The 24,959-nt window shown below is 65.0% G+C and carries 18 protein-coding genes; 10 read left to right on the forward strand and 8 right to left on the reverse strand.

The window, feature by feature from the left end:
* Window positions 1–63 precede the first annotated feature (63 nt).
* Window positions 64–2,865, reverse strand: a complete 2,802-nt coding sequence (locus tag Y882_RS04495; RefSeq protein WP_046970697.1) for a TonB-dependent receptor — start codon at window positions 2,863–2,865, stop codon at window positions 64–66.
* 78 nt (window positions 2,866–2,943) lie between these two features.
* Window positions 2,944–4,038 (reverse strand): glucokinase, encoded by a 1,095-nt coding sequence (gene glk, locus Y882_RS04500; protein WP_211259118.1) that lies wholly within the window; start codon window positions 4,036–4,038, stop codon window positions 2,944–2,946.
* A gap of 453 nt (window positions 4,039–4,491) precedes the next feature.
* Here glk and Y882_RS04505 point away from each other — a divergent pair, with 453 nt between their 5' ends.
* From Y882_RS04505 to nagA, 4 genes are all read left to right on the forward strand, one after another.
* Window positions 4,492–5,778, forward strand: a complete 1,287-nt coding sequence (locus tag Y882_RS04505) for a sugar MFS transporter (protein ID WP_046970698.1) — start codon at window positions 4,492–4,494, stop codon at window positions 5,776–5,778.
* An 86-nt stretch (window positions 5,779–5,864) separates the two neighbouring features.
* On the forward strand, window positions 5,865–6,917 hold the full coding sequence (locus Y882_RS04510; RefSeq protein WP_046970766.1) for a LacI family DNA-binding transcriptional regulator: 1,053 nt from the start codon (window positions 5,865–5,867) through the stop codon (window positions 6,915–6,917).
* Window positions 6,918–6,979: 62 nt separating this feature from the next.
* The gene (locus Y882_RS04515) at window positions 6,980–8,014 is read left to right on the forward strand and encodes an SIS domain-containing protein (protein WP_046970699.1); all 1,035 of its coding nucleotides are present in this window, start codon (window positions 6,980–6,982) and stop codon (window positions 8,012–8,014) included.
* The gene (gene nagA, locus Y882_RS04520; RefSeq protein ID WP_046970700.1) at window positions 8,014–9,168 is read left to right on the forward strand and encodes an N-acetylglucosamine-6-phosphate deacetylase; all 1,155 of its coding nucleotides are present in this window, start codon (window positions 8,014–8,016) and stop codon (window positions 9,166–9,168) included. The genes Y882_RS04515 and nagA overlap by 1 nt, the downstream gene beginning before the upstream one ends.
* A 227-nt stretch (window positions 9,169–9,395) precedes the next feature.
* On the opposite strand, the gene Y882_RS04525 is transcribed toward nagA, so the two are convergent.
* Window positions 9,396–11,120 (reverse strand): LTA synthase family protein, encoded by a 1,725-nt coding sequence (locus Y882_RS04525; protein WP_046970701.1) that lies wholly within the window; start codon window positions 11,118–11,120, stop codon window positions 9,396–9,398.
* Window positions 11,121–11,313: 193 nt separating this feature from the next.
* On the opposite strand from Y882_RS04525, the gene Y882_RS04530 reads away from it, so the two are divergent.
* The 5 genes from Y882_RS04530 (at window position 11,314) to thrC (ending at window position 17,674) form a co-directional block, all read left to right on the forward strand.
* Complete coding sequence (locus Y882_RS04530) at window positions 11,314–13,302, forward strand: bifunctional 2',3'-cyclic-nucleotide 2'-phosphodiesterase/3'-nucleotidase (protein WP_046970702.1); 1,989 nt, start codon at window positions 11,314–11,316, stop codon at window positions 13,300–13,302.
* 77 nt (window positions 13,303–13,379) lie between these two features.
* Window positions 13,380–13,631, forward strand: a complete 252-nt coding sequence (locus Y882_RS04535; RefSeq protein ID WP_046970703.1) for a hypothetical protein — start codon at window positions 13,380–13,382, stop codon at window positions 13,629–13,631.
* 643 nt (window positions 13,632–14,274) lie between these two features.
* Window positions 14,275–15,369, forward strand: a complete 1,095-nt coding sequence (locus Y882_RS04545) for a homoserine dehydrogenase family protein (protein ID WP_082120919.1) — start codon at window positions 14,275–14,277, stop codon at window positions 15,367–15,369.
* Complete coding sequence (locus Y882_RS04550; protein WP_046970706.1) at window positions 15,369–16,346, forward strand: homoserine kinase; 978 nt, start codon at window positions 15,369–15,371, stop codon at window positions 16,344–16,346. Before Y882_RS04545 ends, Y882_RS04550 begins: the two co-directional genes overlap by 1 nt.
* Window positions 16,343–17,674 carry a threonine synthase gene (gene thrC / locus Y882_RS04555; RefSeq protein ID WP_082120920.1) on the forward strand — a complete coding sequence of 444 codons (1,332 nt, stop codon included), beginning with the start codon at window positions 16,343–16,345 and terminating at the stop codon, window positions 17,672–17,674. The genes Y882_RS04550 and thrC overlap by 4 nt, the downstream gene beginning before the upstream one ends.
* 217 nt (window positions 17,675–17,891) lie before the next feature.
* Here the strand turns inward: thrC and Y882_RS04560 are convergent, their stop codons facing one another.
* Window positions 17,892–19,244 (reverse strand): GH1 family beta-glucosidase, encoded by a 1,353-nt coding sequence (locus tag Y882_RS04560; RefSeq protein ID WP_046970707.1) that lies wholly within the window; start codon window positions 19,242–19,244, stop codon window positions 17,892–17,894.
* Window positions 19,245–19,393: 149 nt separating this feature from the next.
* On the opposite strand from Y882_RS04560, the gene Y882_RS04565 reads away from it, so the two are divergent.
* The gene (locus Y882_RS04565) at window positions 19,394–20,485 is read left to right on the forward strand and encodes an ABC transporter ATP-binding protein (protein ID WP_046970708.1); all 1,092 of its coding nucleotides are present in this window, start codon (window positions 19,394–19,396) and stop codon (window positions 20,483–20,485) included.
* Between the two features lie 8 nt (window positions 20,486–20,493).
* On the opposite strand, the gene Y882_RS04570 is transcribed toward Y882_RS04565, so the two are convergent.
* Genes Y882_RS04570 through Y882_RS04585 form a run of 4 tightly spaced genes read right to left on the reverse strand, consistent with a single transcriptional unit; the run spans window position 20,494 to window position 24,958 of the window.
* Window positions 20,494–21,315, reverse strand: a complete 822-nt coding sequence (locus Y882_RS04570) for a carbohydrate ABC transporter permease (RefSeq protein ID WP_046970709.1) — start codon at window positions 21,313–21,315, stop codon at window positions 20,494–20,496.
* A complete protein-coding gene (locus tag Y882_RS04575) occupies window positions 21,312–22,190 on the reverse strand; it encodes a carbohydrate ABC transporter permease (protein WP_046970710.1) in 879 nt (292 codons plus the stop codon). The genes Y882_RS04570 and Y882_RS04575 overlap by 4 nt, the downstream gene beginning before the upstream one ends.
* Window positions 22,187–23,497, reverse strand: a complete 1,311-nt coding sequence (locus Y882_RS04580; RefSeq protein ID WP_046970711.1) for a sugar ABC transporter substrate-binding protein — start codon at window positions 23,495–23,497, stop codon at window positions 22,187–22,189. The genes Y882_RS04575 and Y882_RS04580 overlap by 4 nt, the downstream gene beginning before the upstream one ends.
* Before the next feature lie 3 nt (window positions 23,498–23,500).
* Complete coding sequence (locus Y882_RS04585; protein WP_046970712.1) at window positions 23,501–24,958, reverse strand: glucoamylase family protein; 1,458 nt, start codon at window positions 24,956–24,958, stop codon at window positions 23,501–23,503.
* Window position 24,959 lies beyond the last annotated feature (1 nt).

Genomic DNA, 24,959 nt, shown 5'->3' on the forward strand with positions numbered 1-24,959 from the left:
CGGCGACGCATAAAAAGAGGGCCTGGCAAGACGCCAGGCCCTTACCGGGGAGGTTTGGGTAAATCAGAGCTTGAAGTGCGCTTCGAGGATGTACTCGCGACCGCTGGCGTATTCGTTGGCAAGCTCGGTCATCTGGGCGCCGTAGAACTGCTTGTAGGTCGAGTTGAGCAGGTTCAGTGCGTCGAACGTGACCGACATGTGGTCGTTGAACTTGTAACCCAGCGAGGCGTCCAGTTCCTTGTAGCTGTCGGTGTAGGAATCCGGCGCACCGGCCACATAGCCACCCGCGAGGTACTTGCTGCGGTAGTTGTACGAAATGCTGGCGCTGTACGGACCCTTCTCGAAATACGGCGAGAGGTTGTACGAGTCCTTGGAGTTGTACGGCAGCGGGCCGCCGGCCGCCGTGCTCGAATCGGAATACGTGAAGTTGGCACGCACGCCGAAGCCGCTGTCACCAAAGGCCTGCTGATAGCTGATTGCCGCGCCCTTGACCTTGGCGCGACCGCCGTTGACCGGCGCGGACACGCTGTACTGACAGAAGCCTTCCAGGGTGCACAGGCCATTGCTCACCAGCATCTGGCCAGTGGAACCCTGGATCAGCTGCGCCCATGAACCATTCTGGCGGCCCTGCGTGGTGGCCGCGTTGACCACGTAATTCAACACGTTCTTGTAGAAGCCGGAGATCGCGATCACCGACTCCTTGTTGAAATACCACTCGCCCGACAGGTCGAAGTTCACCGAGCGATACGGCTTGAGGTTCGGATTGCCGGCCGTGGCGGTGAGCACCGTGTCGTTTGCTTCGAAGTACGGCGCCAACTGGTTGTACGGCGCGTAGGCGATCGTTTCCGAACCGGCGCCACGCAGGATGATGTCGGGCGTGATATTCCAGGCAACATTGAGCGCCGGCAGCCAGTCGTTGGATGTGCTGGTGCTGCCCACGTAGCCGAAGCCCGGCGGGAACGGGCAATCCCAGGTGCTGCAGTTGCTGGGCACGTTGTAGCCGAAAGAATCGATCTTGGTGTGCACGAAACGCACGCCGAGGTTGCCGTGCACGTTGTCGTTACCGAAGTTCAGCTGGGCAAAGCCCGCGCTGTTCTGCTGTTGCACGTTGAAGGTGTTGTCCCAGTAGTCGACCGGATCGTTGGAGCTGAGCGTATTGCCGTCCAGCACCGCGTTGTAGATCGACTGGAAGCCCAAGGTCTGCACGTGACGCACCGAGCTGCCCGACAGGCCGATGGAGGAGGCACCCTGCAAGTTGCTCAGGCCGCCGTAGCCGACCTGGGTGAGGGTCTGGTTGGGTACGCCGACGTTGTCGACGATCAGCGACTGGCTTTCCCAGTGCGACGCATAGCGTGCGCCGACCTGCAGGCTGTTGAAGAAGCCGCCGAAGTCATAGGTGAAATCGAACTGGCCGTATTCGTCGCGCGCCTTGTACGGCTTGTAGCCGATGTTGCCGCCAAAGTTGTTGTCCGCCCAGTACAGCGGATTGTTGGCGCTGGCCAGGTCGGTGTAGTTGAAGCCCTTGTTGATGTTCCAGTCGAAGCCGCCGCCGTAGAACAGTTCCTTGAAGGCCTGGCTGATGGTGTTGTCCGAGGTGCTCACGCCCACCTGGCCGTTGACGCGCCAGCCGTCGCCCTTGTATGTGCCACGCCAGTCGATGCCCTTGGTACGGATGAACGAACTGCGCGCGTCGTTATCCATGAAGGTTTCGGCCGTGCTGGTGCACGAGGTGGTGTTGAAGCACGGCGTGCCCACCTGCGTACCGGCTACCACGATGCCGTTCGGGCCTTCGGTGAGATGCGAGATGCCGGCGAAGTTGAAGCCCGCGATCGGATACATCGACACGTTGAGGTTGTCGAGGCGATCGGTCATGTACAGCAGGCTCAGCGTGCTGTCGAAGTTCTCGTTCGGCTTGTACTGCAGGTTGACCAGGATGCTGCTGCGCTTCTCGGTCTGCTGGAAGTCGGCCGAGTTGATTTCGGTCGGCATCTGGTCGCCGGGCTTGAGCTGGCCCGCCGCCACCTGCGCCGCAATGGCGGGATTGGCGGCCGCAATCGCCGATACCGGCGTATAGCTGAAGATTTCCTGGCCCTGGCGGTCGGTCTTCTGTTCGTAGTGCTGCGCGGAAACATCGACGCCGAAGGTCTTGTCCGCGTTGTGCCAGCTATAGAACACCGATGCATTGGGACGGTTCTTGTCCACCATGTCGTTGTAGTTGATGCCGAAGGAACCGCTGAGCGAATTTGCCGGCACATCGAGCGGCTGGATGGTGTGCATGATCACCGTGCCGCCGAGGCTGCCTTCCGGCAGGCGCGCTTCGGGACTCTTGTACACCTCCAGCGAACCGAGGATTTCCGGCGGCAGCAGCGAATAGTTGAAGCCGCGGTTCGGGCTGTCGCCGTACAGCCAGATCGCCTGCGCGATGGGATGGCCGTCAAGGAAAGAGAGATTCAGGCTGGGATCGATGCCGTTGATGCTCACGCGCTGCGTGGCGCCGAAGGCGCGATCCAGCGTGACGCCGGGGATCTGCGCCAGCGCTTCGGCCACGTTGGTGGCGGGGAACTTGCCAATGTCTTCGGCGGTGATGGCATCGACGATGGCGTCGGCATTGCGCTTGGTTTCCAGCGACTGCTGCAGGCTGGCGCGGATGCCGGTGACGGTCACCGTTTCCAACTGCTTGGCCTGCGACTGATCGGCGGTGGTCTGCGGACTGCTGTTGTCCTGCGTCGCAGCCGCCGGTGTGGGCTGCGCGGCAGCGGGCGAAGCCGGTTGCGCGGCAGGTGCGGTATCGGCGGCGCGTAGCGAACCGGACAGACAGAGTCCAGCGATGATGCTGGCGGCTAGCAATGATTTGCGTTGTGACATGGTGTCCTCCCCTCGAAGGCAATCGACAGCCAATGTGTGGACCTTGGCTGCGGCGTGGCTGTTGGGCATGGGCCCGGTTCAGTTGGACGATCTGAGTACTTCGTTCTCCCCGGCGCGAGGGCCTGCACAACCGCCCTCTCGTTCTTGCAAGTCAAGGAACAGCCCGGCGGCGCCGATCACGCCGTGCTGGCCGTGCTCCATCAGTCGTACGGGAACCTGTTGCAGAAAGGCGCGCATCACGCCTTTGTTGAAAAAGCGCTGGCGAAAACTGCTGGCGAGCAGCACGTCGCGGATCTGCGGAAGAATGCCGCCGGCGAGGAACACGCCCCCGCGTGCGCCATACAGCAGGCACAGATCGCCCGCGAAGCTGCCTAGCAGCCCGCAGAACACCTCCAAGGCTTCGACTGCTGCGTCGTCGCTGCGCTCCAGCGCCGACTGCGTCACCTGGCTTGGCAAGGTGAGTACCGGTGTCTGCCCGCGCAACTCGCACAGCACGCGGTACAGGTTGAGCAGACCGGGACCCGACAAGGCGTGTTCGAAGGACACATAGGAACGGTCGCGCGACAGCGCGCGAAGAATCTCGATCTCGCGTTCGTTGCCCGGCGCCAGCGCAATCTGGCCCGCTTCGGTCGCCAGCACGGTGGCGTGCGGCTGGCCCGGCAACAGCACCGCCGAGCCCAGGCCGGTGCCTGGCCCCATCACCAGCACCGGCCCTTCGGCGGGCGAGGCCTCGCTTTCGATCACCGCGGTGGTGTCGGCCTGGCTGAGGAATTGAGTGGCATAGGCAACGGCTTCGAAATCATTGACGACGGCGAGCTGCTCGATGCCGAGGCTGTCGCGGATGTCGCGGATGGAGACCGGCCACGGCAGGTTGTCGTTGACGATGGCGTCGCCCAGCACATAACCCGCACTGGCCACGGCACAGCGATCGACGTGCACGGAGCGATCGAGCTGGCCGACGAAGTCCTGCAGCACGGCGGTAAGGCTGGGCCAGTCGGCGCAGGCATAGCGGTGGTACTGCAGCACGGTCACCGGACGCGTGCCGTCCGGCTCGCGGCTCACCAGGCCGATCCGGGCATGCGTGCCGCCGACATCAGCCGCCAGAAACGCCCCCGCAGGGAGCGTCAGCCGACGTGCCTCCAGACTGTGGTTGCCGCTTTGCGCCACCGTCATCCCCTCGTCATTGCTGTGTCGCATTGCACGACATGCGACCCGATTTTGGCCCGAGTCTCGCCACGGATGACAACGTTGTCAACAGACCGTTTTTTCATGCGAAACAAGGGTTTGGCGCAGTCCAGCAATCGCAGCAAATGACGCCCTGGCCGCAAGTTCATGACGCACTGCAACACACTGTAACCAAAGGGTTTTTTAACTAATTCGACGAGTCGTATTGCTGCCAAATCACCCCTATTGCGACGCAGCATGCGAGGTTTTCGCGGGGTCATGGCGGGCACCGCCTTGTGCACCTTTGGATGACTCACTCGTGTCAGAATTTGACAACGTTACGCATAGCGCCGATAAACGCTTATCTCTCCCCTGCCTGGCGGCGGGGGTAAGGGCTTTAGGGGGAATCGGGCCGTCACGGGTCCATCGTTCAGCGGCCAACCGCGGGGAGTAAGTCCATCCATGTCTGCCACTACGCTTGCCGCCGGCGAGCCGCGCTCTTCCAGCGTGGTGCCGATGCTGATCATCGGCGTGCTGTTTTTCATCTTCGGCTTCGTGACCTGGCTCAACGGTCCGCTGATCACCTTCGTGAAGCTCGCCTTCAACGTCGATGACGTGTCGGCTTTCTTCGTACCGCTGGTCTTCTATTTTTCATACTTCTTCCTGGCCATTCCCGCCTCCAGCGTGCTTCGGCGCACCGGTATGAAGAAGGGCATGGGCCTGGGGTTGTTCGTGATGGCGATCGGTGCGGTGCTGTTCGGCCAGTTCGTCAGCATGCGCATCTTCTATCCGGCGCTGGCCGGCCTGTTCGTGATCGGCGCGGGCCTCGCCCTGCTGCAGACCGCTTCCAATCCGTACATCAGCATTCTCGGCCCGATCGACAGCGCCGCGCAGCGCATCGCCTTCATGGGCATCTGCAACAAGGTGGCCGGTGCGCTGGCGCCGTTCGTGTTCGGCGCGCTGGTGCTATCGGGCATCGACACCTTTGACCAGCAGGTGAAGGCCGCGGCCTCGCCCGAGGCGAAAGAAGCCCTGCTCAACGCGTTCGCCGCCAAGATCCACATGCCGTACATGATCATGGCCGGCCTGCTGGTGGTGCTGGCGATCTGGGTGGTCCGCTCGCCGCTGCCGGAAATCAAGCCGTCCGGTGCCAATGCCGAGTCGGACATCGGTCACTCCAAGGGCGGCATCTTCAGCTTCCCGCACCTGTGGCTGGGCGTGCTGTGCCTGTTCCTCTACGTGGGCGTGGAAGTGATGGCGGGCGACGCCATCGGCACCTATGGCCAGGGTTTCGGCCTGCCGCTGGATGAGACCAAGCACTTCACCTCGTTCACCCTGATCGCCATGCTCGCCGGCTACCTGGCGGGTCTGGTGCTGATTCCGCGCTTCATCTCGCAGCAGAGCTATCTGGCGGTGTCCGCCGTGCTCGGCGTGCTGTTTACGCTGGGCGCGTACATCACCACCGGCCATACCTCGGTGGGTTTCGTCGCCGCCCTGGGTTTCGCCAACGCCATGATGTGGCCGGCAATCTTCCCGCTGGCCATCCACGGGCTGGGCCGCCTCACCGAGCGCGGCTCGGCGCTGCTGATCATGGCGATCGCGGGCGGTGCGCTGGTGCCGCAGCTGTTCGTGCACCTGAAACAGCACTTCAACTTCCAGCTGGTATTCATGGCCCTGATGGTGCCCTGCTACCTGTACATCCTTTACTACGGCGTTAAGGGGCACCGCGTCGGCCAGCACGCGCGCTGAGGCCTGGATCGGCGCCTACCGCGCCGCCAGGTAAGGCTTCGCTGGGCTACGATGCCGCTACTTACCGATTGCCGGAGTTTCTTGTGTTGCGCAACCCCACCATCAAGGATGTCGCCAAGCGTTCCGGCGTTTCGCTCAAGACCGTCTCGCGCGTCATCAACCACGAGGCCTCGGTTCGCGCCGATACGCGCGAAAAGGTCGAGCGCGCGATCGAGGCCCTGGGCTACCAGCCCAATCCTTCCGCGCGCGGTCTGCGCAGCACGCATGCCTATGCGATCGGGCTGGTCTACGACAACCCGAACGCGCACTACGTGATCAGCATGCAGGACGGCGTGTTGTCCGCCTGCCGCGAGCGTGGCTTCGGTCTGCTGATCCATCCCTGCGATTCGACCTCGCCCGATCTGGCGGCGGAACTGTGCGCGCTGGTCGAACGCAATCGACTCGCCGGGCTTGTGCTGGCGCCGCCGATGTCCGAGCAGGCGGAGCTGGTCAATACGCTGATCGCCAACGACATCAGCTTCGTGCGCATCATTTCTTCGCGCGACGATCCCCATGACGGCGCACCGTGCGTCTACATCGACGACCGCAGCGCCGCCTACGCGATCACCGAACACCTGATCCAGATGGGCCACAAGCGCATCGGCTTCCTGTGGGGCGAACCGCACCATCGGTCCAGCCCGGAGCGTTACCAGGGTTATGCCGACGCGCTGCGCGATTACGGCCTGCCGCTGGACAAGAAGCTGGTGCTGCCCGGCCGCTATGCGTTCGACGATGGTTTCCGCGGCGCCCGCAAGCTGCTTGCGCTGAAGGATCCGCCGACCGCGATCTTCGGCAGCAACGATGAAATCGCCGCGGGCGTGCTCGCCGCGGCCCGTTCGAGCAACGTGGATGTGCCGTGGGGGCTGTCCATCGCCGGCTTCGAGGACAGTCCGTTCTCCAAGCAGGCCTGGCCCGCACTTACCACCGCGCGGCAGTCCACCAGCGACATCGGCCGCCATGCGGCGCTGCAGCTGATGGCCGAATTGCAGCGCAAATCCGGCGCCGCGGTCGAACTGCCGCACAGCGAATGTTTTGTACCCGAATTGGTCGTGCGTGGATCCACCGCGCCACCGCAAACCCCGGCGCCCCGCAAGGGCTGAGGTCGCGCTCGCGCACCTTGGCCTCGCGGCATGCGCCTCGTGCATGTCACCGAGATAGGACGATGAAACAAGCAAGCGAGACCCTGATGTACCGCGAGGCCCACGAGGCGGCCGCCGTGGTCGAGCGCCAGCTGCGCGAGAACGCGCCGATCCTGAAGAAGCTCGGCGAGCAGCTGCGGGCCAAACCGCCCCGCTTCATCGTCACCTGTGCGCGTGGCAGCTCCGATCACGCCGCTGCCTATGCCAAATACGTGTTCGAGACCCGCCTGGGCCTGATCACCGCGTCGGCTTCGCCGTCCATCTCGTCCATCTACGACGCCGACTTGCATATGGACGGCGCCTTGTTCGTCGCCATCTCGCAGTCGGGCAAGAGTCCTGACCTGCTGCGCAGCGCGCAGGCTGCCAAGGACGCCGGCGCCCACGTGGTGGCCCTGGTCAACGTGGAAGATTCCCCGCTGGCGCAGATGGCCGACACCTTCGTGCCGCTGCGCGCCGGCCCGGAGCTGAGCGTGGCCGCGACCAAGAGCTACCTCGCCACGCTCGCTGCCGTGCTGCAGCTCACCGCGCACTGGAGCAACGACGCCACGCTGCACGAGGTGGTCGATCGCCTGCCGGACGATCTGCGTCGTGGCTGGGACTGCGACTGGAGCGCGATGGTCAAGGGCCTCACCGGTGCGAGCAGCCTGTTCGTGGTCGGCCGCGGTTTTGGTTTCGGCGCCGCGTTGGAAGCAGCGCTCAAGCTCAAGGAAACCTGCGGACTCCATGCCGAAGCCTTCAGCGCCGCCGAAGTGAAGCACGGCCCGATGGCCATCGTGGGCGCGGACTTTCCGGTGCTGTTCTTCGCCCAGGACGACGGCACGCAGGACAACACCATCGCCGTCGCTAACGAGTTCCGCGCGCGCGGCGCGCGCGTCTTCATCGCGGCGCCGGGCAATCACGATCCCGACAAGCTGCCGCTGCCCGACAACATCGCGCCCATCGTGACGCCGCTGCTGGCCGTGCAGAGTTTCTATCGCGCCGCCAGCGCGCTGTCGCTGGCGCGCGGTTTCGATCCGGACGTACCGCCGCATCTGCGCAAGGTCACGGAGACCATGTAATGGGCACGCCACTGACCGCACTCATCAATGCTCGCCTGCTGACCGATCACGGTCCGCGCGAGGGACTGGCTGTGCTGGTGCGCGGCGAGCGCATCGAAGCGATCGTGCGCGAGGACGACAAGCGCATTGCGGATGCCACGAAGCACGATCTCAAGCGCCAATTGCTGCTGCCCGGCTTCATCGATGTGCAGGTCAACGGCGGCGGCGGCGTGCTGTTCAATGCCGAACCCACAGTGGAGGCACTGGCGACCATCGGCGCCGCGCACCGCAAGTTCGGCACCACGGGGTTTCTGCCCACCCTGATCACCGATACCGCGGACGTGATGCGCAAGGCGCTCGATGCGGTGGACGCTGCTATCGACCAGGGCGTGCCCGGCGTGCTGGGCATCCATCTCGAAGGGCCGTTTCTCGCCACCGCGCGCAAAGGCATCCACGATGCCTCGCTGTTCCGCCTGCCCGATGCCGACGACATCGCCGCGATCACGCGCAATCGCCGTGGCGTGGTGATGCTTACGCTGGCGGTGGAAGAAGTGCCGCGCGACACCATTCGCCAGCTCAGCGAAGCCGGTGTGCTCGTCGTCGCCGGCCACACTGCCGCCACGTATCACGCCACGCGTGCCGCGCTCGATGCCGGCGTGTGCGGCTTCACCCATCTGTACAACGCGATGACGCCGCTGGGCAGCCGTGAGCCCGGCGTGGTCGGCGCGGCGCTGGACGATCCGCACAGCTGGTGCGGCCTGATCGTCGACGGCCATCACGTGCATCCGGTCGCGCTGCGCGTGGCGATTGCTGCGAAGGCCAAGGGCAAGAGCGTGCTGGTCACCGACGCGATGCCGCCGGTGGGCGCGGACAGTCCCGAGTACGTGCTCAACGGCCAGACCATCATCGCCCGCGACGGCATCTGCCAGAGCGACGACGGCGTGCTCGCGGGCTCCGCGCTGGATATGGCCACGGGCGTGCGCAATCTGGTCAACATGGTCGGCCTGCCGCTGGCCGAAGCCTCGCGCATGGCCAGCGCCTATCCTGCCGCGTGGCTGGGACTGGATCGTACGCATGGTCGACTCGTCGCAGGGCAGCAGGCGGATTTCGCCGTGATGGACGAGAAGCTGGTGGTGACGGAGACGTGGATTTCAGGCGTGCGTTACGAGGCCTGATGCATGGCTCTTTGTGGGAGGCCACCCTGTGGGCGACTGGTGTGACGCAACGTCACACCGCCCTCGGGGCGTCGCGCACAGGGTGCGCTCCCACAGAAACATCGAACCTTGACGCACCCTTGTAGGAGCCCACCTTGTGGGCGACCGCGACGCTCGGCGTCGCCGCTCTGTCGGCTGGTCGCGCACAGGGTGCGCTCCCACAACGAAGGGTCATCGCCGGACAGTGCTTACTCGTACACGTGCAACCGATTGAAGATCCACGCGTGGTACGACTTCACCAGGTCCGGCTGCGCGCAATCGGTATACAACCCGTTGCAGCGCGTGCGCAGCGAGATCGCCGCCGAGAAATACGGATCGGTCGGCAGGTCAGCAGCCTGCAGCACCATGCTCGGCAGCAGGGCGATGTCGAGCATCGGGTAATGCGGCAGGTTCGCACCCTGGAAGTTGCTCTTGATCATGTAATAGGTGAGGTAGTCCTTGACCGAGGACAACTCATCCGGCCACGTGCGCGGCATCTCGCGGATCAAACCGCTGAACGAGGGCTGGTGATCGCCGAAGTGCACGATGACGGTAGGCTGCGCGCGATCAAGGAAATCATGTTCCAGGCCGTGCATCGCCGCGTCGGAGTTGTGCAGGTTCGCCAGGTAGGTGTTGAAGTTGAGCGACTCGCGCGTCGGCAGGCCCTTGAGCACGCCCTTGTTGAACGGCGCCGGCAGCGACGACAACGGATCGGTGTCGTGCGGGCCGTGCTGCGCCAGGGTCAGGATCATCACGAAGACGGGCTGGCCCGGCTTCTTCACCTTGTCGTAGACGCGCTTGGCCGCGTCGAACATTTGCTTGTCGGTCTCTTCCCACTCTTCCAGACCCAGCTGGCCGGCATCGTAGAACTGATCGAAGCCATAGGCACGATAGGCGTTGCGTCCGTTGAGGAAGGCACCATTGGTCGGATAGATCGCCACGGTGAGATAGCCTAGGCGCTGCAGCTGGCGCGGCAGGCTGTCCTGCACGTGCGGGGCAAGCACGTACGGGGCGTACATGCCGCCCGGACCGAAGATGTCCTGCGGCATGCCGGTCAGCGTGGCGAATTCGCTTACCCAGGTGCCACCGCCAAAGGTGTGCACGCGCATCGGGCCGGTCGAGCGCGTGCGCACGTCCGGCTTGAACATCGCCACGCGGCATTCGGGGATATTGCACTGGGTGAAGTTGGACGGGTTGAAGGTGCTCTCTTCCAGCACCTGCACGATGTCCGGATACGATTCGGGCGAGCGCGGGATCGCGGCCGGTTCGCCCGACGCCGTGGAACCCCACTCCTGCTCGGCCTGGGCGTCATCGCCCATGTCCGGCATGCGCACGTCCGAGTCGCTGAAGTTGACGAAGAAGTTGGTGATCTGCGCGTCGTCGGAGAGCTTCTCCCACACGTTGCGCGCATGCACCTCGGCGAACGGGCCGTTCGGCAGCAGGCACACCCAGAACGCCAGCCCCCACAGCGCCATGCCACCCAGGCGCACGCTCCACGCACGACGGCGGCTGAGATGCGCCACCAGTCGACGATCGAAATGCCACACCGCCCACAGCACCAGCGGCGTCACCACGCACACCACCAGGGACAGCATCCACAGGTGCGGGTAATGGCCCAGCGTTTCGAGCAGGCTGCTGCGCGCGTAATAGACGAAGTCCGCCGGCATCAGCGGCGAATCGAGGTAGCGCAGCTTCATCACGGACAGGAAGTTCAGCCCGAGGAACAGGCCGCCGCTCAGCACCAGGGCCGTGGCCGGACGCGCGAACGCCGACAGCAGCATGCCGAACGCACACACCATCAGCGCGATCACGAACGCCTGCTGCAACAAGGCGGGCTCGCGCAGCGCGGTCATGTTGACGCAGAACAGGAAAAATCCTGCCGCGACCAGCCATGGTCCGGTTTTCTTCAGAAAGCCTAGTGTTCGTTGCGGCATGGTCGAGAGGCCCCCTGTTTGGCCCGGGTGTCATTCGAGCGCAATTCTACGGACTTGCAACTGTCACATGCACAATGGCCGGCAACGGCCAAACGGCGGCCCCATGCGGTTCAGCAGCCGTTGCGCCGGCAAGCGGACATGCCGATCTGCTAGGTTTCCCGGTTTCCCCCGTTGCCCACCCATGGACAGGCCGATGACCCACCGCCTTCTTCCCCTCGCCGCCCTCGCCGCCGCCGTGCTGGCCGGCTGCGCCAGCCAGGCCACCCGCCATTCCACCGCCCTGCCCGACGGCAGCCGCGCCCAGGTGGCGATCCTGGAAACCACCGACGTCCACTCCAACGTGCTCAGCTACGACTATTACAAGCAGCGCGAGGACGACACCGTGGGCTACGAGCGCGTGGCCACCCTGATCCGCCGGGCCCGGGCGCAGTACCCCAACAGCTTCCTGTTCGACAGCGGCGACACCATCCAGGGCAGCGTGCTGGCCGACTACCAGTCGCTGGTGAAGCCGGTGGGCTGCGACGAGGAACTGGGCATCTACCGCGCCATGGACGCCATGGGCTACGACGGCGGCACCGCCGGCAACCACGAGTTCAACTACGGCCTGGGCTTTCTCTCCCAGGTCACCGGCACGCCGATGAACGTGGAGGGCGGCCACGCCAACCACTGCGCTGGCCCGCATTTCCCGCTGGTGCTGTCCAATGTGTTCAGCAGCCGCGACGGCGCGCCGATCTTCAAGCCCTGGACGGTGGTGCAGAAGGACATCACCGTGACCGGCCCGGATGGCAGTACGCGCAAAGTGCCGCTCAAGGTCGGCATCATCGGCTTCACGCCGCCGCCGATCCTGGACTGGGACAAGCAGAACCTGGCCGGCAAGGTGACCGTCACCGGCGTGGTCGAAGCCGCCCAGAAATACCTGCCGGAGCTGGAAGCGCAGCACCCGGACCTCGTCGTCGCCGTGCTGCACGGCGGCCTCAATACCGCGCCGTACACGCCCGACATGGAGAACGGCGGCTGGTACCTGGCCGGCGTACCCGGCATCGACGTGCTGCTGATGGGCCATTCGCACACGGAGTTCCCGGGCCCACACTACAAGGGCATGAAGGACGTGGACGCCGAACGCGGCTTCGTGCGCGGCAAGCCGGCGGTGATGGGCGGCTTTTTCGGCAAGGACCTGGGCGTGATCGACCTGGCGCTGCAGCGCAAGGACGGCCACTGGGTGATCGACGACAGCCAGACGCACAGCGAAGTGCGCCCGATCTGCCCCAAGAAGAACGAGTGCGTGCCGGCGGACCCGGCCATTGCGCCGCTGGTGAAGCAGGCGCACGAAGCGGCCGTGCAATACGTCAACACGCCGATCGGCGAGACGCGCGTGCATCTGAGCAGCTACTTCGCCGACGAGGGCAATATGACGGCGCTGGCGCCAATCAACGCGGCCATGCGCGACTACGTGCAAAGCGAGTTGCCCAAGACGCATCCGGAGCTGGCCAAGCTGCCGGTGCTCTCGGCCGCCGCGGCGTTCCGCACCGGCTTCGGCGGTCCGGATGACTACACCGACATTGCCGTCGGCCCGCTCACCCTGCGCAGCGCCGCGGATCTGTACTTCTATCCGAACACGCTCTCGGCGGTGAAGGTGGACGGTGCCGGCCTGAAGGCCTGGCTGGAAAAAGCGGCCGAGCGTTTCAACCGCATCGACCCCAGCAAGGACGGCGTGCAGGAACTGATCAGCGACCGCCTGCCTGGTTACAACTTCGACCAGATCCAAGGCGAGCTGAGCTACCAGATCGACGTGACCAAGCCGGCCGGCGAGCGCATCGTCAAGCTCAGCTACAGGGGCAAGCCGGTGAAGCCGGACCAGCCATTCGTGGTGGCCACCAACAACTACCGCGCCAGCGGCGGCGGCAACTTCCCGGGTCTGGACGGCAACAACATCGTGCTGGCCGCACCCGACGGCGCCCGCGAAATCCTGGCCAAGTGGCTGCAGCGCAAGCAGACCCTGACCGCCAAGGACTTGCCCGCCACGTCGTGGCATTTCGTGCCGGTGAAGACGCGCGGCGAGGTGGTGTTCAAAGCTGCCTCGAACAAGCAGGACGTGGCACGCGAAGCGGGGCTGAAGAACATCCGCCAGCTCAAGGACAACGGCGACGGCACGGCGCTGTACGCGATCGACTTGTCGCACTGAGCCAGGCACTGGCGGCGCACGCGCGGCGGCGTAGACTGCGCCGCGCGTTCACCCACGGCATGCCCGGAGGCAAAGCCATGCAAGGCGACAAGACCTACTGGTTCCCCGCTAAACGTTACGGTTGGGGTTGGGGTTTTCCCACCACGTGGCAGGGCTTGCTGGTCTTGTTCGGGTACATCGCCTTGATGGGCTGCGGCACGGTGTGGTTGAAGGCCGAGCATGCGCAGGGCTGGTTCCTGGCCTATGCGTTCGCGCTTACGGCGGTGCTGCTGTTTGTTTGCTGGTTCAAGGGCGAGCCGGCGAGCTGGCGCTGGGGCGATCGGGACTGAGCGTTTGTTGAAGGCCACGCTGTGGGCGACCGCCGCGTAACGTCGTCATCGCTCCGTAGGGTGGTCGCGCACAGGGTGCGCTCCTACAAGAAGCCTCCAGCTTGACGCAGCCTCGTAGGAGCCCACCCTGTGGGCGACCGCGGCGCGGCAGCGTCGCCGCTTCGTAGGTGGGTCGCGCACAGGGTGCGCTCCTACAAGAGCGGTTCGCGCAGGTGAGGCATTGAACTGCTACACCGCTGCAACACCTTGTATCGCCGGCTCGACGACCTCGCCCAAAGCGCGCCAAAAGTTTCAAACGAATCTGTTGACTGCAGTGCAGCATCGGGCCTAAGGTCAAGCCATGTCGCCGTCCATTGCGCCAGCACGCATGTTCCCGCACCCGGTCCACACCGGGGCCGCGTCGCTGTTCGCCGGTGCCATGACCCTCGCCACCACGACCACCACCACGACCACTATTACCACCAGGTCGGGGTGGAGCTGCGTGCGCGAATAAGTTTCTGACGCAAACGGCCCCGCCCTCGATGAGGCGGGCCGGCGCATTCTCCGACTCCCCTCCGCGAGCACGGGCCATCCACAAGGAGAGGCCATCGTGAACGCTGTCGCATCACCCTCGCTCGAACAACCGTCGTTACCGCCACATGCCATGGCGCTGCCGACGACCACCGCGCGCCAGCGCGTCCTCGCCGTGGGCCTGGTCGGTCCCGGCCGCGTCGGCAGCGCCTTGCTCGAGCAGCTGCGAACCGCCCAGCCGCGGCTCGCGCGTGCCGGACTGGAACTGCGTTTGTGCGCGGTGGCCGCCAGCCGCCGCATGTGGCTGGACGCGGACGATCCCGAGCTCAATGGCCGTCACGGCAGCGCGCAGACCTGGCGCCCGAGCAATCTGAACGAGTTCGCCGCGCATCTGCGTGGCGACGATGGCCGCCATGCGCTGGTGATCGACTGCAGCGCCAGTGAAGCGGTGGCCTCGCACTATGCCGAGTGGCTCGCGGCCGGCTTGCACGTAGTGACGCCGAACAAGTTGGCGAGCAGCGGCCCGCTGGCGCGCCTGCAGGCGATCCGCGCCGCCTCCTTCAGCGGTGCACGTTTCCGCTACGAAGCCACGGTGTGCGCCGGCCTGCCGGTGGTGCGGACGCTGCGCGATCTGCTCGATACCGGCGACGAATTGCTCGCGGTGGAAGGCATGTTTTCCGGCACGCTCGCCTGGCTTTGCCATCGCTACGACGGCAGTCGCCCGTATTCCGAACTGGTGCGCGAAGCCCACGCCCTGGGCTATACCGAGCCCGATCCGCGCGACGATCTGTCCGGCTTGGACGTGGCGCGCAAACTGGTGATTCTTGCGCGCGAAGCGGGTTGGTCGCTCTCGCTGGAAGACGTCGACGTGCAGAGCCTGGTGCCGCCGGAGCTGGCCGAGGTGGCGGCCGATGAAGTGATGGACCAGCTGCACCTGCTCGACGCACCGATGGCGCGCCAGGTGGCGCATGCCCAGGCGCAGGGCTGCGTGCTGCGCCATGTCGCCAGCCTTGATGCCAAGGGCCATGCCAGCGTGCGGCTGGCGCTGTTGCCCGCCTCGCATCCGTTTGCCCATACGCGGCTCACCGACAACATCGTACAGTTCACCACGCACCGCTATCGCGACAACCCGATGCTGGTGCAGGGTCCTGGTGCCGGGCCGGAAGTGACGGCGGCAGGCGTATTCGCCGATCTCCTGCGTATTGCCGAAACGCTGGAGGCGCGGTGATGAATGCACAACTGATCGATCCCATGCCCACTCCCCAACGCGCGTTCAGCGCACAAGCCATGGCCTATGCCAGCGTCGGCAACGTCGCGGTCGGCTTCGACATTCTTGGCCATAGCGTGGCCGGCGCCGGTGACCGCGCCATCGTGCGTCGCATCGACGAACCCACCGTGCGCATCGCCGCCATCCACGGGCGTGTGACCGATCTGCCGCTCGAGGCGGGCAGCAATACGGCAGGCGCTGCGCTGCTGTCGCTGCGCCGCGCGCTTGGCCTGCGCCATGGCTTTGAAGTGGAGCTGCACAAGGGCATCGCGCTGGGTTCGGGCATGGGTGGCTCGGCCGCCTCGTGCGTGGCCGCGCTGGTGGCCGCCAACGCCTTGCTCGAACGCCCGCTGCCGCGCGAAGCGCTGTATGGCTTCGCCCTGGACGGCGAGGCCGTGGCCAGCGGCAGCCGCCACGGCGACAACCTGGGACCGATGCTGCTCGGCGGCCTGGTGCTGGCCACGCGCGATCGCCTGCTGCGCCTGCCCGTGCCCGAGAGCTGGCATTGCGCGCTGGTCCATCCGCATGCCGTGCTGGAAACGCGCAAGGCGCGCGCCGTGCTCGCCGATGGTTTCTCGCTGCATGACGTGGTGGCGCAACAGGCCAACCTTGCCCTCGTGCTCACCGGACTTCACCGTGGCGACGCGGAGCTGGTGCGCGAGGGCCTCAAGGATGTCCTGGTGGAACCAAGGCGTGCGCCGCTGGTCCCAGGCTTCGCGCGCGTGAAACAGGCTGCCCTGGATCACCATGCGCTCGGCGCAAGTATTTCCGGCGCCGGTCCCAGCGTGTTTGGCTGGTATGAGCGACGCGACGACGCCGAGCGCGCAGCGGCGGCCATGTCGGCGGCCTTTGCCGACGCAGGCCTCGCCAGCGACGTGCTGGTGTCACCCATCAATGGACCGGCTGCCACGCTGGTCGACGAGGACGAGGCCGCATGAGCGAGCCGTTGCATTACCGCAGTACGCGCAGCGCAAAACATGCTGCACGGATCGACGAAGTCATCGCCGCAGGATTGGCCCCCGATGGCGGCCTCTACGTACCCGAAGCGTTGCCGCAACGGGATGCCAGCGATTTCGACGCCGGCCAGTCGCTGGCGCAGACCGCTGCCAGCTTGCTCGATCCGTTTTTTCGCGGCTCCTCGCTTGCCCACCAGCTTCCCGCGATCTGCCGCGAAGCGTTCGACTTCGATACACCACTGCGACCGCTGGCCTATCGCGACGATGCCATGGTGCTGGAGCTATTCCACGGCCCTAGCGCCGCCTTCAAGGATGTCGGCGCGCGCTTCCTGGCTGCCTGCTTCCGGCGTCTGCGTGGTGATGCACAAGCGCCGCTGACCATCCTGGTGGCAACGTCGGGCGACACTGGCGCCGCCGTGGCGGCTGCGTTCCATCGGCAACCCGGTGTGCGCGTGGTGATCCTCTACCCGGATGGCCGTGTGTCGCCGCGGCAGGCGCATCAGCTGGGCTGTTTCGGCGACAACGTGCAGGCGCTGCGCGTGGACGGCACGTTCGACGATTGCCAGCGCATGGTGAAGGCTGCACTCAACGACAGCTCGCTGCAGCAGCGCGTGCCGATGTCCTCGGCCAACAGCATCAGCCTCGGCCGCCTGTTGCCGCAGATGAGCTACTACGCGCAGGCCTCCCTGAGCTGGTGGCACCAACATCGTGCGCCGCTCAACTTCATCGTGCCCACCGGCAACCTGGGCAATGCCCTGGCCTGTGTATGGGTGCGCGACATGGGCCTGCCGGTGGGCGAGATCCACCTCGCCTGCAATGCCAACGCCACGCTCAGCGATTACTTCGACGGCTCGCCCTACTCGCCCCGTCCGGCCATCGCCACCCTGGCCAACGCAATGGACGTGGGCGCGCCCAGCAATTTCGAGCGGCTGCGCTGGACCTATCCGCACGACCACGAGCTGCGCCTGCAGCTGCACGCGAGCAGCGTCGACGACAACGCCATCCGCGACACCATCGTGCGGCATGCGCGCGACCATGACGAGGTGTTCTGCCCGCATACCGCCACGGCGATGCACGTGCTCGATGGCATGGGTTCGACGGGGCTGCCTTGGGCGGTGGTGGCGACGGCGCATCCGGCCAAGTTCGACAGCGTGGTCGAGCCATTGATCGGCCGTCAGCTGGCGGTGCCGCCGGCCTTGGCGGCGATGCTGCAGCGTCCGGCGCATGCGGAGCCGATGGCGGCCAGTGATGAGGCGTTGAAGGTTTGGCTGGATGAGCGGGTGGAGAGCGCGCGGGCCGCGGCAGGTTAAATACCGGCGAGCCCCTCTATTGTGGGAGCGCACCCTGTGCGCGACTGCGGCGGCATGTCGTCACCGCTTCGTCAGGTGTTCGCGCACAGGGTGCGCTCCTACAGAAGAACTATGCGGCGATTCTGTTGTAGGAGCGCACCTTGTGCGCGAACGCGGTGCCATGTTGGCACCGCTCCGTCAGGCTGTCGCGCACAGGGTGCGCTCCCACACGATCTTGTCAGATGTCGAGCACGGCACCGTTGCTTTCAATCACACTCGCATAAAGCTTCGCCGTCGCCTTCGGCGTGCGCTTCTGCGTGGCGAAATCCACATGGTAAAGACCAAAGCGCTTGGCAAAACCCAGCGACCATTCCAAATTGTCCAGCAGCGACCACGCGTAGTAACCCTTGACGTTCACGCCTTGCTCGATGGCGTGATGCATCGCCTTGAGGTGCTTGCGCAGGTAGCTGCTGCGCAGCGGGTCCTGCACGATATCGCCCTCGGCCACGGGCGCGTCGTAGAAGGCTGAGCCGTTCTCGGTGACATAGATCGGGATATCGCCGTAGCGATCCTTGAACCAGGTGAACATGTCCGTGAAACCCTGCTCGTACACTTCCCAACCCGTTTCCGTATAGGTGGTGTTGGGCTGCTTCACCGGCACGGCTTTCAGCGGATAGGCGTTGGGATCGTGCTTCACCACGGCGCGGGTGTAGTAGTTGAGGCCGACAAAATCGACCTTCTGCTTGGTGAGCTTGAAGTCGTCTTCCGGGAAATCCGGCCATGCCGGACCAAAGATCTCCTTGAGCTCCGGCGGATAGCTGCCGAGCAACGCGGGGTCGGCGAACTGCTCGTTCATATAGGCATGCGCGCGGCGCGCGGCCGCGATATCGGCGGGATTGTTCGAGGCCGGATATTTCGGCTCGATATTGAAGACCACGCCAATCTCGTGCTTACCCTCCGCCCGATACGCCTGGATGCCGGCGCCGCTGGCGCGCATCAGGTTGTGCGCGGCAATCGGCGCCTCGTACTTGCTGCGATGACCCGGTGCCAGGGCGCCATGCAGGTAGCCGCCATCGGTGACCACCCAGGGCTCGTTGAGCGTGGTCCAGCGCTTTACGCGGCCATCCAGCGCCTTGTACATCACGCTCGCGTACTCGGCGAACCAGTGGGCGATATCGCGATTGAGCCAGCCGCCGCGATCGTCCAGTGCGGCGGGCAGATCCCAGTGGAACAGCGTGGCGTTGGGCTCGATGCCGTTCTCCAGCAACTCGTCGACCAGGCGCGAATAGAAGTCCAAACCTTTCTGGTTGATCCGGCCGGTGCCCTCGGGCAACACACGCGCCCAGGCGATGCTGAAGCGATAGCCCTGCAGGCCGAGCGCGCGCATCAGCTGCACGTCGTCCTTGTAGCGGTGGTAGTGATCGCAGGCGATGTCGCCGGTGTCGCCATTGGCCATCATGCCGGGCGTATGCGCGAAGCGTTCCCAGATGCTCGGACCCGCGCCGTCGGCCAGGGGTGAGCCTTCGATCTGATAGGCCGAGGTCGCGGCGCCCCAATGGAAGCCTGGGGGAAAGCGATAACTCTGGGTCATTGGAAAAAATCCCCTATGCCGCAGTGCGGCTTGATGTAAACGATTACATACTGAGAATAGCGGAGCGCGGCCGAGATGTGCACCGGTTGCATCCACATTCGTATACGGTGAGCCACGCAGCCGCCGGAAAGAAGGAGCGTCAGGCGTCGATGGCAACGGTGAATCTGGATCGCGTCAGCAAGGTCTACTCCAACGGCCATATCGGTGTGGCCGAAGCAAGCTTCGATATCGCCGATGGCGAATTGCTCGTGCTGGTGGGCCCGTCGGGCTGCGGCAAGACCACCTTGCTGCGCATGATCGCGGGCCTGGAGTCGATTTCCTCCGGCACGCTGAGCATTGGCGGGCGCGTGGTGAACGATGTATCGCCGAAAGATCGCGACATCGCCATGGTGTTCCAGAACTACGCGCTCTACCCGCATATGACGGTGGCCGAGAATCTCGCCTTCGGCCTGCGCCTGCGCGGCAAGACCAAGGCGGAGATCGACCAGCGCGTGACGCAGGCTGCCAAACAGCTGGAAATCGAGCACCGGCTGACGTCGCTGCCGGCGGCGCTGTCCGGCGGCCAACGCCAGCGCGTGGCGCTGGGCCGTGCACTGGTGCGCGAACCGAAGGTGTTTCTGCTGGACGAGCCGCTGTCCAACCTGGACGCCAAGCTGCGCCTGTCGATGCGCGTGGAAATTGCGCGCCTGCATCGCCAGCTCGGCGCCACCATGATTTACGTCACCCACGATCAGGTCGAGGCGATGACGCTGGGTCAGCGCATCGTGGTGCTCAATGGCGGACAGATCCAGCAGATCGACACGCCGATGGGGCTTTACGAGAAGCCCGCGAACCTGTTCGTGGCGGGTTTTCTCGGTTCGCCGGCGATGAATCTGCTGCGCGGTCCGCTGCGCCACGGCGATGGCTGGCAGCTCGAAACGCCGCAAGGCACGCTGCGATTGGGGTCGCTCGACGCACAGACGCCCGAGCTGCTGCCGTGGATCGATCGCGAGGTGGTGATCGGCGTGCGCCCCGAAGACCTGCGTCCCACCGGTGAAGCGAACGCCACGCTGAGCGCGGTGCTTGAGGTGACCGAGCCAGTCGGTAACGAGATCTTCCTCAACCTGCGTCGAGGCGAGCAGCCGCTGGTCTCGCGCATAGCGCCCGGCGCGCTGCCTGAGGCTGGCAGCGTGATGCATTTCGAGCTGGCGCTTGATCGTCTGCATGTGTTCGAGCCCCTCGCCGGCGCACGTATCGCCTGAGCGGGTCATCACCCCTTCACGCTGCCCAGCAACAGACCTTCGATGTAGTAGCGCTGCATCGCCAGGAACAGGGCGAGCACCGGGATCACCGTCACCACCGAGCCGGCCATCATCAGTTCGCTGTCCTGCGCGTGTTCGCGCGAGAGCGATGCCAGGCCCAGCGGCAGGGTGTAATGCTCCTGCCCGGTCAGCGCGATCAGCGGCCACATGAAATCGTTCCATGCGGTGAGGAAGGTGAAGATGGCCAGCGTCACCATGATGGGCTTGAGCAGCGGCAGCACGATCTGGCCGAAGATGCGCCACTCGCCCGCGCCGTCGATGCGGGCCGCTTCCAGCAATTCATCGGGAATGCCACGCGCGTATTGGCGCACCAGGAAGATGCCGAACGCGGTGGCCATCGCCGGCACGATCACCGCGCCATAGCTGTTCACCATGCCCAGGTACTTGAGCATCAGGAACAACGGCAGCATCGCCACTTGCGCCGGGATCACCAGCATGCCCAGCAGTACCTGGAACAGGCGTTCGCGCCCGGCGAAACGCAACTTCGCGAAGGCATAGCCCGCCATCACGTTGAACGCTAGCGACAAGGCCGTGATGGCCGCCGAGATCGCCAGACTGTTGAACAGGTAACGGCCCACGCCAGCACGCAGGAACAGCACTTCGTAGTTGTGCCAGCTCGCATGCGCAGGCCATAGCGGCGGCGGCAGGTTGCTGGCTTCGCCCGGGTGCATGAACGATACCGAGAACATCCAGAGCAGCGGAAACACCGCCACCAGCGTGCCGCCGATCAGCAAGCCGTAGATGATGGCTCGGGCGAAGCGCGGACTCATGCCGGCTCCCCGCGCCGGCCCACGCGCAACATCAGCGCGGTGACGGCGAACATGATCACGAACAGCAGGAAGGCCACGGCGGAAGCGGTGCCGAAGTTCCACCATTTGAAGCCTTCGTTGTACATCAGGTACAGCACGCTGGTGGTGCTTTGCAGCGGCCCGCCTTCGGTCATCACATAGGGCTCGGCAAACAGCTGGAAATAGCCGGACACGGTGAGGATGCCCACCATCAGCAGGGTGGGTCCGAGCATGGGCAAGGTGATATGGCGGAACTGCTGCAGCACGGACGCGCCGTCGATGCGCGCCGCCTCGTAGAGATCCCGCGGAATCGCCTGCAGCCCGGCGAGGAAGATGATCATGTTGTAGCCGAAGTTCTTCCAGACGGCGAACACGATGATCGACGGCATCGCCCAGTGCGGATTGCCGAGCCAGTCCACCGGATGGATTCCTGCCAGACCAAGCGCGTAGTTCAGCAAGCCGTACTTGGTGTTGAAGATGTAGCGCCAAACCACCGCCACCGCGACGACGGTGGTGACGACCGGCGCAAACAGCGCAGTGCGGAACAGCGTCTTGTAGCGCACCAACGGCGAGTTGAGTAATAGAGCCGCGCCCAGCGACACCATGATCGACAAGGGCACGCCGACAGTCACGAAATACAGCGTATGTCCCAGCGCAGACCAGAACTTCGGCTGGTGCAGCAGATCCCAGTAATTATTGAGCGCCACGAAACGCAGATGACGGATATCCGCCAAGGCGTAGAGATCGTAGTCGGTGAGGCTCAATCCCAGTGCCGCCACCACCGGCAGCAGGAAGAACACACCGAGCACCAGCAAGGCCGGCGCGAGAAACCACCAGGCCGCACGCTGCGTATTCATGGCGCCACCTTGTCTACGCGAGCATGGTCGAGGATCCAACGCCGCTTCTCGAGAATGCGATCGGCACGGCGGTCGATCTCGGCCGCAGCCTGATCGATGGTCAACTCGCCTGCCACCGCCTGCGCCGCCACCAGCTGCATCTCGTTGGCGATCTGCTCCCATTCCGGCACGGGTGGCGTCGCCTTCACGTGCTCGAGCTGCTCGCGGAAGGCCTGCACCTTGGGATCGGTACGCAGACTGCCGCCGTCCCAGGCGCTGCGTCGTGCCGGCATGTCGCCGAGCAGATCGTAGAAGCGCTGCTGCACGTCGGGCCGCGAGAGGAATTCGATCAAGGCCCAGGCCTCGTCCTGATGCGTTGAGCGGCGGAATACGACCAGGCTCGACCCGCCGGCTGCACCAGTACCCGCGCCATCGGGCCCGGGCAACGGCGCGGTGGCCCATTCGTTCTCGCGCGCGGCCGGCAGACGCTGGCGGAATTCGCCGATGTTCCAAGGGCCGGAGAAATAGAATGCGTAAACGCCGCGCCCGAATTCTTCCCAGGGGTTACCCGCCTCCACCGCCGTGATCGCCGGCGCCTGCTGCAAACGGAACGTATCCACGTAGAAGGCCAGCGCACGCTTGAACCCGTCGCTGCGGAAATTGCCGTAGCGTCCACCGTCGCGCAGCATGGCCTCGGGCTGTTCCAGCGCCAGCGACATCAGCTGCTCGTATTCGTTGGTGGGCAGCAGGATGCCGTAGGTGCCTTTGCCCGGCTGGCTGAGCGCAGCGAGCATGCGTCGCCACTCGGCCCAGTTGCGCGGCGGTGCATCGAAGCCGGCGGCCTTCAACAGATCGCGGCGATAGAACAGCAGGCGCGTGTCGACATACCACGGCACACCGTAGAGTTCGCCGTCGATCAGATTGGTGGACCAGATGTGGTCGAAGTAATCGTCGGGCTTGACCACCGTTGATGCCGCCACGCGCTGCTGCAACGGCGCCAGCGCCCGCAACGCGACGAACTCCGGCAGCCAGGTGTTGCCGAGCTGGCTCAGATCCGGCGTGGAGCCGCCGGCGAACGCGGTGAGCAGCTTCTGATGTGCCGCGCTGAGCGGCAGCTGCTGCACGTTCACATGGATGCCCGGATGCTCGCGCTCGAACTCGGGCAGCAGCTTCACCACCGCCTCGCCTTCGCGGCCGATGGTCCAGAAGGTCAGCGTGTGGGCGTCCTGCGATGACGAGCAGCCAGCCAGCAGCAACGCAGCGACGGACAGCAGGCGGCACGCCAACCGGCTCGTCGTTGCGTTGCTGCGGCGGGACAGCTCAGGCATCGCTCATCGCTGCTTGGACTCCAGCCAGCCGCCAGTGAAGCCGGCGCGCTCCAGGCCCTTGCGGACATAAGGGTTCTTGCGCATCACGTTCCAGACGAAACCGCTGCGCCAGTTTTCTATCATCAACACGATGGGGCCCTGGTCGATGCCGATCTGCTTGTCGTCCGCCCAACCCATATTGGGCACGACGCGGCCTTCGCTCGGCTTGGCGCCCGTATCGTAACTGGGGTTGAAGGCATCCACGAAACCGTACTTGCCATACACCGCGTCACCGTAGCGCTTCTTCATTTCCAGCAGTGCCGGCACCACGATTTCCGGGGCAAACGCGATGGAGCCGCCGGCCGCGGTGGGCGCGATGGTGCCGTCATCGGAGATGTAGTCGAGCCCGGCGCCACGTGCGGTATAGCCGTAGAACGCGCGCGTGCTGCCGTCGTCGCGCTTGACCACGGCATCGCCCGGACCGTTGCACGCGGTGAGGCCCCAGATGTTCTCGCCGTAGTCTTCCCAATGATTGGGATTGGCGATCGCATAGGAGCGCTGCGCGTAGGTCGCCTCACGGCTGTTCTGGAAGTAGTCGGTGTTGTGATCTCGGCTCCAGGCGTCCTGGATGCCGCGGAAGTCGACCCACGCATGGCTGTACTGGTGGCCGAACAGCGGCGCGAAGTTGAGGAAGGTGCGGCCCTGGAACTGGCCCCACTGCTTGGGATAGGTCTTGGTCCAGGCCTGCCACGCGTCGTCGCTCACCGGATGGCTGGGCGAACCCATGGCCAGCACGTACACCATCATGCCCTCGTCGTAGCCTTTCCAGTTGGCCGGGATGAACTTGCCACCCGGCGTCCAGCCCATGCTGATCAACGGTGCCTTGGGCTGCATCCAGGTCCATTCGACCCGCTTGTAGATCGCGTCCGCCAGCTCGCGGATCTGCTTTTCCTTGGCGGTATGGCGATCGAAATACGTTTGTGCGAACAGCGCGCCGCTGATCAGCCAGGCGGTGTCCACGCTCGACAGCTCGACGCCGCGCCCGTAGCGCTTGCCGGTCTTCATGTCGAGGAAGTGGTAGAAGAAGCCGTGATTGCCGCTGGCGTCGTCTTCGCTGTCGTTCTGCGTGGCGTCGTTGAAGAAGCGCAGCGTGGCCAGCGTGCGATCCACCGCCTGCTCACGCGTCACATAGCCGCGCTCCGCGCCAACACCATAGGCGGTTAGCCCGAAACCCACCGAGGCGATGCTGGCGAACGAGTCACCCGGCCAATGATCGGGAATCAACCCGGTCTTCGGATCCGCGCTGTCCCAGAACCACTGGAAAGTACGCTGTTCCAGTTCGTCGATGGCGGCGCGCTGGTCTTTGGGCAGCGCGTTGTACTTGAGCCCGGTGGCGGCATCGGACGCAGGCGCCGCCCAGGCGGTGCCGATGGCGAGCGTGAGAGCGCCGACCAGGACGGCGCGAAGGAGTGGCTTGATCATG

Source organism: Dyella japonica DSM 16301 (assembly GCF_001010355.1).
GTDB lineage: Bacteria > Pseudomonadota > Gammaproteobacteria > Xanthomonadales > Rhodanobacteraceae > Dyella > Dyella japonica.

Coding starts and splice junctions, on each gene's coding strand:
- Y882_RS04505 (WP_046970698.1), top strand. CDS start 4,492: ATGTCTGCCACTACGCTTGCCGCCGGCGAGCCGCGCTCTTCCAGCGTG.
- glk (WP_211259118.1), bottom strand. CDS start 4,038: ATGACGGTGGCGCAAAGCGGCAACCACAGTCTGGAGGCACGTCGGCTG.
- Y882_RS04575 (WP_046970710.1), bottom strand. CDS start 22,190: ATGAATACGCAGCGTGCGGCCTGGTGGTTTCTCGCGCCGGCCTTGCTG.
- Y882_RS04560 (WP_046970707.1), bottom strand. CDS start 19,244: ATGACCCAGAGTTATCGCTTTCCCCCAGGCTTCCATTGGGGCGCCGCG.
- Y882_RS04585 (WP_046970712.1), bottom strand. CDS start 24,958: ATGATCAAGCCACTCCTTCGCGCCGTCCTGGTCGGCGCTCTCACGCTC.
- Y882_RS04565 (WP_046970708.1), top strand. CDS start 19,394: ATGGCAACGGTGAATCTGGATCGCGTCAGCAAGGTCTACTCCAACGGC.
- nagA (WP_046970700.1), top strand. CDS start 8,014: ATGGGCACGCCACTGACCGCACTCATCAATGCTCGCCTGCTGACCGAT.
- Y882_RS04570 (WP_046970709.1), bottom strand. CDS start 21,315: ATGAGTCCGCGCTTCGCCCGAGCCATCATCTACGGCTTGCTGATCGGC.
- Y882_RS04495 (WP_046970697.1), bottom strand. CDS start 2,865: ATGTCACAACGCAAATCATTGCTAGCCGCCAGCATCATCGCTGGACTC.
- Y882_RS04515 (WP_046970699.1), top strand. CDS start 6,980: ATGAAACAAGCAAGCGAGACCCTGATGTACCGCGAGGCCCACGAGGCG.
- Y882_RS04525 (WP_046970701.1), bottom strand. CDS start 11,120: ATGCCGCAACGAACACTAGGCTTTCTGAAGAAAACCGGACCATGGCTG.
- thrC (WP_082120920.1), top strand. CDS start 16,343: ATGAGCGAGCCGTTGCATTACCGCAGTACGCGCAGCGCAAAACATGCT.
- Y882_RS04550 (WP_046970706.1), top strand. CDS start 15,369: ATGAATGCACAACTGATCGATCCCATGCCCACTCCCCAACGCGCGTTC.
- Y882_RS04535 (WP_046970703.1), top strand. CDS start 13,380: ATGCAAGGCGACAAGACCTACTGGTTCCCCGCTAAACGTTACGGTTGG.
- Y882_RS04530 (WP_046970702.1), top strand. CDS start 11,314: ATGACCCACCGCCTTCTTCCCCTCGCCGCCCTCGCCGCCGCCGTGCTG.
- Y882_RS04545 (WP_082120919.1), top strand. CDS start 14,275: ATGGCGCTGCCGACGACCACCGCGCGCCAGCGCGTCCTCGCCGTGGGC.
- Y882_RS04580 (WP_046970711.1), bottom strand. CDS start 23,497: ATGCCTGAGCTGTCCCGCCGCAGCAACGCAACGACGAGCCGGTTGGCG.